A 12733-nucleotide genomic window follows, 5' to 3' on the forward strand; every position below is an offset into this window, starting at 1 on the left:
GAACAATGCCTCCTCGTGCGGCCGCGGATCCGGCCGTCGCGGTCACAACTTCTCGAGCACGCCGACCAGTTCGGCCGGCGGCGGCATCTCGGAGATCTCCTGGGCCAGGGCCTTCGCCCGCTCGGTGTAGGAGGACTCGGTGAGCAGCGCGCGGCAGGACTGCGCGAGCCGCACCCGGTCGGCCTCGCCGGGCTGGAGGGTGACGGCCGCGCCGTAGGCGGCCAGCCGCCGGGTCGGAGGGCCGAGGATGCCCCACTGGGGCAGCAGCAGCTGCGGGACGCCCGCCCCCATCGCGGTGAGGGTGGTGACCCCGCCGGCATGGCCCACCAGCAGGTCGCAGGTGCGCAGGACGACGTCCAGGGGCACCCAGCCCGCGCGGACGCCCGGCAGCTCGGCCCGCAGGTCGGCGGCCACGCTCTCCGGCGCGGCGATCACCACCTCCGCGTCCAGCGCCGTCACGTCGAGCGCGAGATCGCGCAGGAACACATAGGCCTCGCGCAGGTACGCCGTGCCGTCGTCGTTGGCGACCCGGCTGCCGGCCGTGACGCACACCCGGGGCCGGCCCCCCCGCGTGTACATCCACGGCTCCAGAGCGCGCTGGGTGTTGGCCGGCCGGCAGGCCATCGGATGGGCGGGCGCCGCGTCCGGGGGCCGCAGGCTGGGCGGGCAGACGTCGATGAACAGGTCCGGCGCGGGCAGCCCGGACAGGCCCAGCCGCTCCAGTTCAGGCCGGAGTTCGTCCTCGGCGCCGGGATCGATCAGGGTGGCCTCGACCGCGTCCCAGGCGTGGCGCACATAGGGCACGCCCTGTCGGCGGGCGAGCAGGCCGGCGGCGTACATCATGGTGCCGCCGACGACCAGGTCGGGCCGCCAGTCGTGCGCGAGGTCGGTCAGCGGGCCGAGCGTGGCGGCCGCCATCCGTCCGAACCAGCGTCCGGTGAAGGCCGGTTGGTCCTCGGGGTCGGTCGGCGGTGTCACGGGTGCGCCGTCCCGGTCCCGGTAGATGAAGTCACGGATCGGGGAGGAGGTCATGGAGACGCCGGGCAGGCCGACCGCGGCGACCACCGGCACGATGTCGCCGACGGCGGCCATGACGACCTCGTGCCCGGCCCCCCGGGCCGCGGTGGCGAGCGGGGCCAGCGCGAACACGGTGGCCGCGCTCCCTCCGGCGACGAAGAGGATCCTCACGGCGTCCCCCGTTCCGTCCGCCGGGGCCGCCGCTCCGCCTGCCAGCTGTGGGCGGTGCGGTAGCCCAGCCCGCGGCCGTGCCGGCGCCAGCGCGGCGCGGACCGCACCGGCCCGTCCTCGGCGGGGCCGACGGTGTTCGCCCGGGCCAGCAGCACCGTGACCACGGCCGCCAGCTCCGCCTCGGTCGGCCGGCCCCGGTGCACCCGGATCAGTCCGGCGCCGGGGTGCGGCTCCCGTGGGCCGGGAGCGGTGCCGGGTGGGGCGCCCGGGGCGGCGGCGGGCGGGGCGGCGGCCCCGGCCGGTGTTGCGGTGGTCCCGTCGCCGTCGGCGGGGCCGCCGAGGCCGGGGACGACGACCACGACGTCCACGACGTCACGGATACGGACGGGGGAATGCTGGAGCAGGCCGGTTGTCGGCACGGTGTGTCCCCTTCGGCGGAGGCGTGGCGGTGGAGGCGGGCTGCGGTCAGACGCTGTAGGGCTGTGCCCGGCGGCCCGCCCGCAGGGTGCGCGCCCACCACACGAGCTGGTCGAGCATCGTCTTGACGGCGGCGTCGCAGCCCGCGGGCTCGACGGGGAACTCACCCTGCTCGCCCAGCTGCTCCCAGACGTTGTGGAAACTGACGGTGTCGCGCACGCCGACGGTGTGCGTCTCGGCGAACACCTGGCGCAGCTGCTCCACCGCCCGCAGACCGCCCGCCATGCCGCCGTAGGAGACGAAGCCCACCGGCTTGGCCTGCCACTCGGTGCGGAAGCAGTCGACCGCGGTCTTCAGGGGAGCGGGGAAGCTGTGGTTGTACTCGGGTGTCACCACCACGAAGGCATCCGCCCGTTCCAGCCGCGGCGCGAGCGCGGTCACCTGCGGGGCGGAGGTGTCGAGATTGCTCGGGAGGCCGGCCTCGGCCAGGTCGATCACGTCGACGGCCAGGTCGTCGTGGCGGGCGGCCCGGTCGGCCAGCCAGGCCGCCACGAGAGGGCCGACCCGCCCCGAGCGGGTGCTTCCCACGATCACGGCCAGATGCAGCGGAACGATGTCGGACACGGTCTTCCTCTCGGACGGAGCGGGTACGGGCTCGGTTGCGGTGCGGGTCCGCGCGGCGGCGGGCGGGTGAAGGGCGTCGTGCGGTGGTGGTCCGTCAGCCGTCCCGGTGCCGGTGCTCCGGGACGGCGGTCAGGGGCGCCCGGCGGCGAGACACCCCCGCGGCCACGGCGACCGCGAACCCCGCCACCCCGACCGCGGTCACGAAGGCGAGCGCGGCGCGTCGGGCCCCGTGCGCCCCCGCGGCGAGCAGCGACGCGACCGGCGCGGTGGTCAGGGCGCCCGCCACCTGGACCGAGGTCTGGTACACGGCGCCGGCCATGCCCCGGTCGGTGTCGGGCACGCCGGCCATGGCCTGGGTGTTGAGCGCCGCGAACTGCAGGACGAAGCCCAGCCCCACCAGCAGCAGGGCCGGGAGCGTCGTGGACGGGTAGGAGGGGTGGTCGCCGGCAAGCAGGCACCACAGATATCCGGCGGGCGGCGCCCAGGCGCCCAGCGCGATCAGCCGGGCCGGTCCGAACCGGCCGACCAGCCGCCCGGAGAACCCCGTGGCCACCGCCACCGCCAGCGGCAGACTCGCCGGCAGCAGCCCCAGCCCGGTGGCGAGCGGTGACCAGCCCCGGCCGGACTGGAGATCGAGGGTCACGACGAACAGGAAGCCGAGATAGGACCCGTTGAGCGCCGCGGCCCCCAGCGCCGACCACCGCAGCGGCCGGTGGGCGAGGAGCCCGGTGCGCAGCAGCGGACGGGGTGCGGCCCCCTCGACGTGGACGAACGCCACGCCCAGGGCCGCGGCCGACAGCAGCCCGGCCACCGTCAGCGGGTCCGTCCACCCGGCGCCCGGCCCCCGGGTGAGCGCCCAGGCCAGCGCGAGGAGGGCGCCGACGGAGGTGACGGCACCGGGCAGGTCGTAGCGGTGCGCGATGCCGGGGCGGGGCGGCGAGGGATTCCCGCCCCGGGTACGGCCGGGAATCAGCCGTAGCCCGCACAGGAACAGCACCAGGGCGACGGGCCCCGGGAACAGGAACGTCCAGCGCCAGCTCACCTCGGTCAGCAGCCCCGAGAGCACGAGCCCGGCCGAGAACCCGCCGGCCCCGAACAGCGCGTAGACGGACACCGCCCGGTTGCGGGCCGGACCGGCGGGAAACGCGTCCGCGATGATGGCCAGCCCGGTGGGCGCGGTGAGCGCGGCGCAGCAGCCCTTCACGATCCGTCCGGCGATCAGCAGCGGCCCGCTCGTCGCCAGAGCGCCCAGCACGGAGGCGACGGCGAACACCAGCAGCCCCGCCAGGTACACCCGGCGCCGGCCGAGCTCGGCGACCAGCCGCGCCGACAGGAGCAGCAGGCCGCCGAAGCCGAGGGCGAAGCCGCTGACCACCCAGCCCAGGGCGGTGAGCGACAGACCGAGGTCGGCGCCGATCGACGGCAGGGCGACGACGGCCACCGACACCTCCAGGGCGTCCAGGAGCATGTTGCCGGACAGCACGAACAGCAGGCCCCGTGCGAAGACGGTCCCGGTGGAGGCGGCCGTGGCGGCCCTGTCGGTGGTCATGCGCGTGCTCGCCCTCTCGTCGTCGCCCCGGCCCGGCCCATCCGGCCGGGCGCCTGGTGTGCCGCCGTCAGCCGCCGAGCAGCGTGCCGCCGCTGGCGTCGAGGAACGCGCCGGTGATCCAGCGGGCGTCGTCCGAGGCCAGGAACGCCACCACGTCGGCGATGTCCCGGGTCTCGCCGACCCGGTTGAACGCGGACAGCGCCGCCATCTGCTGCACGACCTCGGGCATGTCGAAGACCGGGGTGCCGTTGTTCGTGATGCCGGGAGCCACCGAGTTCACGGTGATGCCCCGGCCCGCCAGGTGCTTGGCGAAGTGCAGGCTGAGCTGCTCGATCGCGCCCTTGGTCATGGCGTAGGCGACTTCCTGCGGATTGGCGAAGCGGGTCAGCCCGGAGGAGATGTTGACGACGCGTCCGCCGTCCCGGAGGACTCCCAGCGCACGCTGCACGATGAAGAACGGAGCCTTGGCGTTGACCGCGACCAGCCGGTCGAACTGCTCCGGGGTCAGCTCCTCGGGGGCCACCCCGCCCATCACGCCCGCGTTGTTCACCAGGATGTCGAGCCCGCTCGCGCCGTGCTCCGCGAGACCGGCCGCGAGGCCCTCGAAGAGGGTGTCGACGTCACCGGGCACGCCGAGTTCGGCCTTGACGGCGAAGGCCCGGCCGCCCGTCTCCGCGATTCCGGCGACGACCTTCCCGGCCGCCTCGTCGTCGCTGTTGTAGTGCACGGCGACCAGGGCGCCGTCGCGCGCCAGACGCTCGGCGGTCGCCCGGCCGATTCCTCGGCTCGAACCCGTGACGAGGGCGGTCTTGCCGGCAAGCCTGCTCATGAAGGTCCTCCAGGGTTGGGGTGTTCGGTGTCGGGCAGCCCGAGCCAGCGGTGCAGCGCCCTCTCGGGACTCGTTCCGTCGGAGTCGGTCCAGACGACGTGTCCGTCCGGCCGCACGAGCACGGCTCCGACGTCGGACAGCTCGCCGTCGTGCGGTACGGCGGCCACGGTGCGCACCCGGTCGTGCCAGGGCGCGGCCACGGCGGCCAGCCGTTCGGCCCGGTCACGGTCGCCGGACAGGCTCAGCAGCAGCCCGCGTCCGGTGCGCAGCAGCCGGGCGGTGCTCACCGGCCCGCCCGCCCCGCTGTCCAGGACGGTGGGCGGGATCCGCCTGCCGAGCAGCGGATGGGTGCCGGGGCCGACGTCGTAGCGGATGTCCAGACCGCTGATGGTGGCCGCCAGATGGCGGCGGGTTACGTCGCCGCGCAGCAGTTCGCCGAAGACCGCGCGCAGCGGTTCGACCTCCTGCCCGGACAGCAGCAGCAACGCCTGGGCCCGGATCCCGGACAGCACCCGGCGGCCCACCGCGTGGCGTTCGTCGTGGTAGCTGTCCAGCAGCCCCGGCGACCCCTTGCGGGACACCTGGACGGCCAGCTTCCAGCCCAGGTTGACGGCGTCCTGGAGCCCCAGGTTGAGGGCCTGGCCGCCGATCGGCATCTGTGCGTGGGCGGCGTCCCCGGCCAGCAGGACCCGCCCGTCGCGGTAGCGCGCGGCCTGCCGTGACACGTCCCCGAAGGCGTTGATCCACAGCGGGGTGCCGCCGCTGACGTCCTCTCCGGTGACCCGCTTCCACACCGTGGCCAGCTCGGCGAACCCGGGGGCCGCGTGGCGGGGTGCCGCGGCGCGGCCGAACTCGTGCACCATGATCCGCGTCACGCCGTCGCCGCGCCGGGCCGCGATGGCCAGCCCGCCCTCCAGCCGCTCGAACCGGCGGTCGGGTACGTCGATGCCGGCCACGTCCGCCCGGATCAGCTCGCGGGTGGCGTCGGTACCGGGGAAGTCCAGGCCCGCCAGCCGGCGGACCGTGCTGTGCTCGCCGTCGCAGCCGACCACGCACAGGGCCCGCACCCGCACCGGGCCGGCCGGTCCCACGGCCTCGACCTCGACGAAGTCGTCGGCCACGGTCAGCGCGGTCACCTCGTGCCCCCGCCGCACATCGGCGCCGAGCCGTCGCGCCCAGGAGCCGAGCAGGGCCTCCGTGCGGTCCTGCGGCACCTTCCACTGGCCCGGGTGGCTGCCGGGCAGGGTGAGGTCCAGCGGGATCCCGCCGAAGTGGCCCCGCGGGTCGTTCGGCACGGAGCCCAGCGCGTCGAGCAGACCACGGCTGTCGAACAGTTCCATCGTGCGGGCGTGCAGGGTGGAGGCGCGCGACTCGGTGGTGGGCGCGGGCAGCTTCTCCAGGACGATCACGTCCGCGCCGCCCAGCCGGAGCTCCGCGGCGAGCATGAGCCCGACCGGGCCCGCGCCGACCACGATCACCTGGGTGTGTTCCTGCGGCTCGGCCATGGTCAGGCCCGCTGCTCGGCGTGGTCCTTGGCGTGGCCCAGGGTGGCCCGGCTGTTGGTGCTCAGCGCCGAGCGCACATACTCCCGGGCGTCCGCGACGGTCGCCTCGTCCCCGAGGATCCGCGCGATGTTGGCCGTGTTGAGCACGACCGTGTGCTGCGAGGTGGCGACGACGCCCCCGTCCGCTTCCGTGAACGTCCAGATCCCGGTGTGCAGGGTCATCAGCGCGGGCAGTGTGACCTGTTTGTAGGCGATCCTCTGGTGCGGGAAGGCCACCCGGTACGACTTGGTGGTGTGCGTCGAACCGTCCTTGGCGCGGGTGTCCATCTCCAGGACCTGGAGACCCGGCGTGTCCTCGGTGAAGCGGACCGACGCCACGTGCGGCAGCCGCTCCACCCACAGGTCGGCCTCGTTGATGAAGTCGTACGCGTCCTTGGCGGAGCCGGCGATGAGCACGCTGTCCTCGAAGGAGAACGTCAACTCCTCGGACGCGTGGGCCAGTTCGACGTTCGACTTCAGCGCCGCCAGCTCCGAGCGGGAGTTGCGGTCGACGGCCTTGTCGATCCACTCAAGGCCCTCGGGATCGTCGTCCACCGCCCGGTAGTCGTGCAGCAGCCGCACCCGGGAGGAGGTGCCGGACAGCGGCTCGATGATCCAGGTCCCGCCCATCGCGGCGACCGGCGGGGTGGAGACCTCCTGGCGGAACGTGATGCGCAACCCGTCCGGGTCCAGGGTGCGGCGGGACGTCCAGTTCTTCGCCTCGCCGTTGGCGGTCGCCCAGATCTCGATGCGTTCCTCGCCCTCGCCCCGCTCGACGTGGTCGACGTAGATGGTCGGCGGGAAGATCCGGGGCCAGTTCTCCACCTCGGCGATCAGCCGGTAGACGGCGTCCGCCGGGGCGTCGACCGTGATGGTGTGCTCGACCTCGCGGAGGCCCTTCTGCGACATGTGCTCACTCCTTGCTGCCGGGGAGGTTCAGAAGTTGCCGAGGCCGCCGCAGACGTTCAGGGCCTGCGCGGTGATGGAGCCGGCGGTGTCGGTGGCCAGATAGCCGACGAGTCCGGCGACCTCCTCCGGGGTGGAGTAGCGGCCGAGCGGGATCTTGGCCTGGAACTTCTCGAGGATCGCGTCCTCGCTGGTGTCGTAGGCCGCCGCGTATCCCTGCCGCACCCGCTGGGCCATGGGCGTCTCGACGTAACCGGGGCAGACCGCGTTGACCGTGATGCCGGTCGGCGCCAGCTCGTTGCCCAGCGCCTTGGTGAAGCCGACCACGCCGTGCTTGGACGCCGAGTACGGGGCGCCCAGGACCACGCCCTGCTTGCCGGCCGTGGAGGCGATGTTGATGATCCGGCCACGGGACTTCTCCCGCATGCCGCCGGTCGTCAGCACCTCCCGGGTGACCAGGAAGACACTGTTGAGGTTGGTGTCGATGACGTCGAACCACAGGTCGTCCGCGAGGTCCGCGGTCACTCCGCCACCGCTGCGGCCCGCGTTGTTGACCAGGACGTCCACCGGGCCGAACCGCTCGACGACCGTGCGCACGAGCGCGCCGATCTCCTCCCGCGACCGTACGTCGCAGGCCGCGCCGTCCGCGGTCAGACCCTCCTCCCGCAGCTGCTTGACCGTCGAGTCGACCTTCTGCGCGTCCCGCGCGCAGATGAACACCCGGTGCCCGGCCCGGCCCAGGGTCCGCGCGGCCGCCAGACCGATACCGCTGGTGGCACCGGTGATCAGAGCGACCCGCTCGCCTTGCTGTGACATGTGCTCCCCTTGGTGAAGTGGTGGTGATGCGGTCCGGGCCCGGCGGGTCCGCGGCGGTGGCACCCGCGCTCAGGGCGCGCCGGCGGCCACGAGCTGGTCGTTGACGAGCCGCAGCAGGGTGCGGGGGGTGTCCGTGATGGTCATCGAGTCGTCGTCGATGCTGACCCCGAACTCGCGTTCGATGCTGCCGCAGGTCTCCAGCAGCGCCAGCGACTCGTAGCCGAGGCCGTCGAAGGCGACGTCGAGGATGTCGGCGTCGAAGTCGACCCCCTCGGGCACGCCCGCGGACGCGTGCAGGATCCGCTTGAGGTCGTCGATGGTGAAGGGACGGTTGCTCATCTGGCTGGTCACTCCCTGTCGTGTGGGGGTCGTGAGGGGCGCGCGCCCCCGCCGTCAGGGGCGCGCGCCGGCTGCGGTCAGCCGGCGCGCCGGACGACGACCGCGGAGTTGAATCCGCCCTGCCCGCGGGCCACCACCAGCGCGGTGTGCACGTCCGCGGACCGGGGCTGCCCCGTCACCAGGTCGAGTTCGTACGCCTGGTCCGGCGACACGTTCACCGTCGGCGGGATGACGCGGTCCCGGATGGACAGCAGGGCCGCGACGACGTCGAGGGGCGCCGCTCCGGAGTGCAGCCGGCCGGTCATCGTCTTCGGGGCCGTCACCGGGACCTGGCGCGGCCTGAACACCGCGTTCAGGGCCTCCGCCTCCACCCGGTCCAGTTCCGGTACGCCCGCGGCGTCCGCGAACACCACGTCGATCTCGTCCGGCTCCACCCGTGCGTCGTCCAGGGCCAGTTCGATCGCCCGGCGCAGCCCCGGCGGACGCCCGCTCTCCGGGGCGGGGTCGAACGTCGCGGCGTACCCGGCGAGTTCGCCGTACACCCGGGCTCCGCGACGGCGGGCCGCCTCCGCGTCCTCCAGGACGAGGATCGCGCCGCCCTCGCCCGGCACATGGCCGCCCGCCTCCGCGTCGAACGGCAGGTAGGCGCGTGCCGGGTCGTCGCTGGTGCTCAGCCGCCCGCCCGCCTGCTGGGCGACCCAGCCCCACGAGCAGATCGAGGCGTCCACCCCGCCGGAGACGATGACCCGGGAGCCCTTGCGGATCTGCCGCCGCGCCTGGGCGAGGGCGTCCAGACCGCCCGCCTGGTCGCTGACGACGACCCCGCTGGGGCCGCGCATCCCGTGCCGGATGGAGATCTGGCCGGTGTTGACCGCGTAGAACCAGGCGAACGACTGGTAGGCGCTGACGTGGGCCCCGCCCTTGCTCCACAGGTTGCGCAGCTCGCGCTCGCCGAACTCGAAGCCGCCGGACGAACTCGCGGTGATGACGCCCGCGTCGAACTCCGGCAGTTCCTCCGGCTCGATACCGGCGTCCGCCAGGGCCCAGTCCGCCGCCAGCAGCGCCAGCCGGGTCATACGGTCGGTCTGCGCGATCAGCCGGCTCGGCAGGTGCTCCTCCGCCACGAAGCCGCGGACCTCACCCGCGATTCGGGACGGGTAGCCGTCCGCGGTGAAGCGGGTGACCGGTCCGATGCCGCTGCGGCCCGCGCGGGTCGCGTCCCAGTACTCCTTCGTACCGAGCCCGTTGGGGGCCGTGACGCCCACGCCGGTGATCACGGCTGCCTGTGTCACGCCGTGCTCCTCTCTGCCCGCGCAGGGGCTGTCAGCCGCGATCGGCCGTGGTCAGGACCATGGCGCTCTGGAACCCGCCGAATCCGCTGCCGACGGTCAGGACCGTGTCGGTGCGCCACTCGCGGGCGGTCAGCGGCACGTAGTCCAGGTCGCACTCGGGGTCGGGGGTGTGCAGGTTGGCCGTCGGCGGCACCAGGTCGTTCTCGATGGCGAGTGCCGACGCCGCGATCTCGATGGAGCCGATCGCGCCCAGCGAGTGGCCGACCATCGACTTGATGGAGCTGACCGGTACACGCCGGGCGTGCTCGCCGAGACTCCGTTTGAACGCGGCGGTCTCGTGCCGGTCGTTCTGCTTGGTGCCCGAGCCGTGCGCGTTGATGTAGTCGATGTCCTCGGGAGCGAGCCGGGACTCCTCCAGGGCCATCCGGATCGCCTCGGCCATCTCGCGGCCGTCCGGACGCAGCCCGGTCATGTGGAAGGCGTTGCACCGGGAGGCGTAGCCCGCGATCTCGGCGTACAGGTGCGCGCCGCGCCGCAGGGCCGCCTCCCGTTCCTCCAGGACGAAGACCGCGGATCCCTCGCCGAGGACGAAGCCGTTGCGGGTGCCGTCGAACGGCCGGGACGCGTGCTCGGGGTCGTCGTTGCGCGGCGTGGTCGCCTTGATGGCGTCGAAGCACGCCACGGTGATCGGCGAGATCGGGGCGTCCGTGGCGCCCGCGATCATCACATCGGCCGATCCCTCCCGGATCAGGTCCACCGCGTGGCCGACCGCGTCCAGACCCGAGGTGCAGCCGGTGGAGACCACGGTGGTCGGGCCCTCGGCACCCACCGCCCACGCCACCTCGGTGGCGAAGGAGCTGGGCACGAAGTGGTTGTACAGATGCGGTACGGCGTAGGTGTGGTCCACCGGGTCGAGGCGGCCGCCGTCGCTGACCACGTTGTACTCCTGGTCCAGGCTCATGGTGGCGCCGACGGCGCTGCCGATGGTGACGCCGGTGCGGCACGGGTCGAGGTCGGTGCTCTCCAGCCCGCTGTCGGCCAGCGCCTCGCGCGTGGTGACGGTGACGAACTGGGCGGCCCGGTCCATCCGCCTGATCTCCTGCGCGGTCAGACCGTGGGCCTCGGGGGAGAAGTCGATCTCGGCCGCGACCCGGGAGCGGAACTGCGAGGGATCGAAGAAGGTGATGCCGCGGGTCGCGGTGCGGCCCTCGCTCAGCAGGCTCCAGAAGTTCTTGACGCCGATCCCGCCCGGAGCCAGGACCCCTATTCCGGTGATGACCACCCGACGCCCCACGGGACGTGTCCTCCGTTTCCCACCCTGCCGGGTGCTCATGTGGCCGGGTTCCAGTGGTAGAACCGGGTGGCCATCGCATCTGCCGGCGACCGCCAGGTGGCCGGGTCGTAGGCATCGATGAAGGGCTTGAGGTCGTCGCTGATCCGTAGGAACGCCGGGTGGTTCTTGGCCTGCTGGATCGCGGCGCCGCCGTCGTCGGCGTCGAAGTCCTGGAGGTGGAAGTACAGGCCGCGGTAGGAGAAGAGCTGCCGTCGGCGGGTGCCCATCAGATGGGGCATCTCGGTGGTGTCGAACTCACCGAACAAACGGGCCACGTCACCGCCGGAACCGGGGTCCATGCGGGCGACGATCAGGGTGCTGTGCATGACGTGCGTCTCCTTCTGCCTGCGCTTCGACCGGGGCGGAGGGGTTCCGCCGCGGGATCGGACGGGTGACTCGGGCGGCTCTGGCGGGCGGCTCGGGCGCGGGTCAGGCGGGACCGAACCATTGCTCCAGGGCGGCGCCGAGGTCCCGCGGACTCGGGGCCGTCCAGGCCACATGACCGTCGGGGCGCAGCAGCACGGCGGCGGTGTCCGCCAGCGGGCCGGTCTCGTGCGGGGTGGCGGTGACGACGTCGACCCGGTCCGCCCAGGGCGCGGCCGTCCCGCGCAGCGCGGCGTCGTCGGACAGGTCGAGCAGCACGCCCCGCGCCGGGTGCAGCAGCTCCGTGGTGCTCGTCTTGGCGTCGCCGCCGACGAGTTCCGTGTGCGGCAGCCGGCGGCCGAGCAGCGGGTGGTCGCCCTCGCCGACGTCGTAGCGGATCTCCAGGCCGCTCACCATGCGGGCCAGATGCAGGGTGACGTCCGGGTAGGCGGTCAGCTCGCGCAGCACGTCGCGCAGCGGCTGCATCTCCGAGCCGCTCAGGAACAGCAGTCCCTGGGCCCGGGTGTTCATCATCAGCCGCGCTCCGACCGGATGGCGCTCGCTGTGGTAGGTGTCGAGCAGCGACTGCGGCGCGGTGCCGCGCACCACGGCCGCGAGCTTCCAGCCGAGGTTCACGGAGTCCTGGAGGCTGGTGTTCATCCCCTGGCCGCCGGCGGGCAGATGGATGTGGGCGGAGTCGCCGGCCAGCAGCACCCGGCCCCTGCGGTACTCGGTGACCTGGCGGGTGGCGTCCCCGAAGGAGCTGATCCACACCGGTTCCCCGTGGGAGATGTCCTCGCCGGTCAGCCGCTGCCAGGCCGCCGCCACGTCCTCGTAGGGGACGGGCGCGGTGCGCTTCTTCGGCGGGGTGCCGCCCTCGCACACGATGAGCCGGGTGATGCCGCCGTCGAGGTGACCGACCATCACCATGCCGCCGGGGAGGGTCTCCCCGATCATGCGCTGGCGCAGATCGAGACCCCGCACGTCGGCCAGGTACATCTCCAGCGTGGCGGCCGTGCCCGGGAAGTCGAAGCCCGCCTGTTTGCGGATCGTGCTCCGCCCGCCGTCGCAGCCGACCAGGTAGGCGCCGCGCAGCCGCCGCGTTCCCTGCGGACCGCGGACCTCCACCTCGACGTGGTCGGCGCCCTGGGACAGCGAGAGCACCTCGTGTCCGCGCAGGATGTCCGCGCCCAGCTCGGCGGCCCACTCCTCCAGGACGCCCTCGGTGCGCGACTGCGGGATCGTCTTGTTGGGCAGGTGCGCGCCGTCGAGAACGGACAGGTCCAGCGGGATGCCGCCGAAGTGCCCCTGCGCGCTCGTCTCCAGTTCACCGAAACGGGGCAGCAGTCCCCGCTGGTCGAACACTTCCATGGTGCGGGTGGTGAAGCCGAGCCCGCGGGACTCCCCGGTGGACTCGGGAAGCCGTTCCAGCACGGTCACCTCGACGCCGGCCAGACGTAACTCACCGGCCAGCATGAGCCCTGCGGGACCGGCTCCCACAACTATCACCGCGGTGTCCATGAACCACCCTCCT

The 12733-nt window shown here is 73.4% G+C and carries 13 protein-coding genes; all 13 read right to left on the reverse strand.

Annotated features, from left to right (window positions below):
* Positions 1 to 42: 42 nt before the first annotated feature.
* Positions 43 to 1188: a glycosyltransferase gene (locus AQJ58_RS04310; protein ID WP_067244861.1), complete on the reverse strand. Its 1146-nt coding sequence runs from the start codon at positions 1186 to 1188 to the stop codon at positions 43 to 45.
* A complete protein-coding gene (locus AQJ58_RS44220) occupies positions 1185 to 1607 on the reverse strand; it encodes an acyl-CoA carboxylase subunit epsilon (RefSeq protein ID WP_234359948.1) in 423 nt (140 codons plus the stop codon). Before AQJ58_RS44220 ends, AQJ58_RS04310 begins: the two co-directional genes overlap by 4 nt.
* Positions 1608 to 1653: 46 nt before the next feature.
* Positions 1654 to 2229 (reverse strand): NADPH-dependent FMN reductase, encoded by a 576-nt coding sequence (locus AQJ58_RS04320; protein ID WP_199844523.1) that lies wholly within the window; start codon positions 2227 to 2229, stop codon positions 1654 to 1656.
* A 94-nt stretch (positions 2230 to 2323) separates the two neighbouring features.
* Positions 2324 to 3778 carry an MFS transporter gene (locus AQJ58_RS04325; protein WP_079078687.1) on the reverse strand — a complete coding sequence of 485 codons (1455 nt, stop codon included), beginning with the start codon at positions 3776 to 3778 and terminating at the stop codon, positions 2324 to 2326.
* 67 nt (positions 3779 to 3845) lie between these two features.
* Positions 3846 to 4607: an SDR family oxidoreductase gene (locus AQJ58_RS43245; RefSeq protein ID WP_159056212.1), complete on the reverse strand. Its 762-nt coding sequence runs from the start codon at positions 4605 to 4607 to the stop codon at positions 3846 to 3848.
* Positions 4604 to 6112, reverse strand: a complete 1509-nt coding sequence (locus tag AQJ58_RS04330) for an FAD-dependent monooxygenase (protein ID WP_159056213.1) — start codon at positions 6110 to 6112, stop codon at positions 4604 to 4606. The genes AQJ58_RS43245 and AQJ58_RS04330 overlap by 4 nt, the downstream gene beginning before the upstream one ends.
* Before the next feature lie 2 nt (positions 6113 to 6114).
* The gene (locus AQJ58_RS04335) at positions 6115 to 7059 is read right to left on the reverse strand and encodes an aromatase/cyclase (RefSeq protein ID WP_067244863.1); all 945 of its coding nucleotides are present in this window, start codon (positions 7057 to 7059) and stop codon (positions 6115 to 6117) included.
* A 27-nt stretch (positions 7060 to 7086) separates the two neighbouring features.
* Positions 7087 to 7872: a 3-oxoacyl-ACP reductase FabG gene (gene fabG / locus AQJ58_RS04340; RefSeq protein ID WP_067244865.1), complete on the reverse strand. Its 786-nt coding sequence runs from the start codon at positions 7870 to 7872 to the stop codon at positions 7087 to 7089.
* Between the two features lie 69 nt (positions 7873 to 7941).
* Positions 7942 to 8211, reverse strand: coding sequence for an acyl carrier protein (locus AQJ58_RS04345; protein WP_067245783.1), 270 nt, complete (start codon positions 8209 to 8211; stop codon positions 7942 to 7944).
* A gap of 77 nt (positions 8212 to 8288) precedes the next feature.
* On the reverse strand, positions 8289 to 9503 hold the full coding sequence (locus tag AQJ58_RS04350; protein WP_067244867.1) for a ketosynthase chain-length factor: 1215 nt from the start codon (positions 9501 to 9503) through the stop codon (positions 8289 to 8291).
* Between the two features lie 31 nt (positions 9504 to 9534).
* Entirely contained in the window at positions 9535 to 10836 is a 1302-nt protein-coding gene (locus AQJ58_RS04355; protein WP_067244869.1) for a beta-ketoacyl-[acyl-carrier-protein] synthase family protein, read from the reverse strand.
* Positions 10833 to 11162, reverse strand: a complete 330-nt coding sequence (locus tag AQJ58_RS04360; protein WP_067244871.1) for a TcmI family type II polyketide cyclase — start codon at positions 11160 to 11162, stop codon at positions 10833 to 10835. The genes AQJ58_RS04355 and AQJ58_RS04360 overlap by 4 nt, the downstream gene beginning before the upstream one ends.
* Before the next feature lie 103 nt (positions 11163 to 11265).
* Complete coding sequence (locus AQJ58_RS04365) at positions 11266 to 12720, reverse strand: FAD-dependent monooxygenase (RefSeq protein ID WP_067244873.1); 1455 nt, start codon at positions 12718 to 12720, stop codon at positions 11266 to 11268.
* Positions 12721 to 12733 lie beyond the last annotated feature (13 nt).

Origin of the sequence: Streptomyces sp. DSM 15324 (genome assembly GCF_001514285.1) — a bacterium.
Classification (GTDB): domain Bacteria; phylum Actinomycetota; class Actinomycetes; order Streptomycetales; family Streptomycetaceae; genus Streptomyces.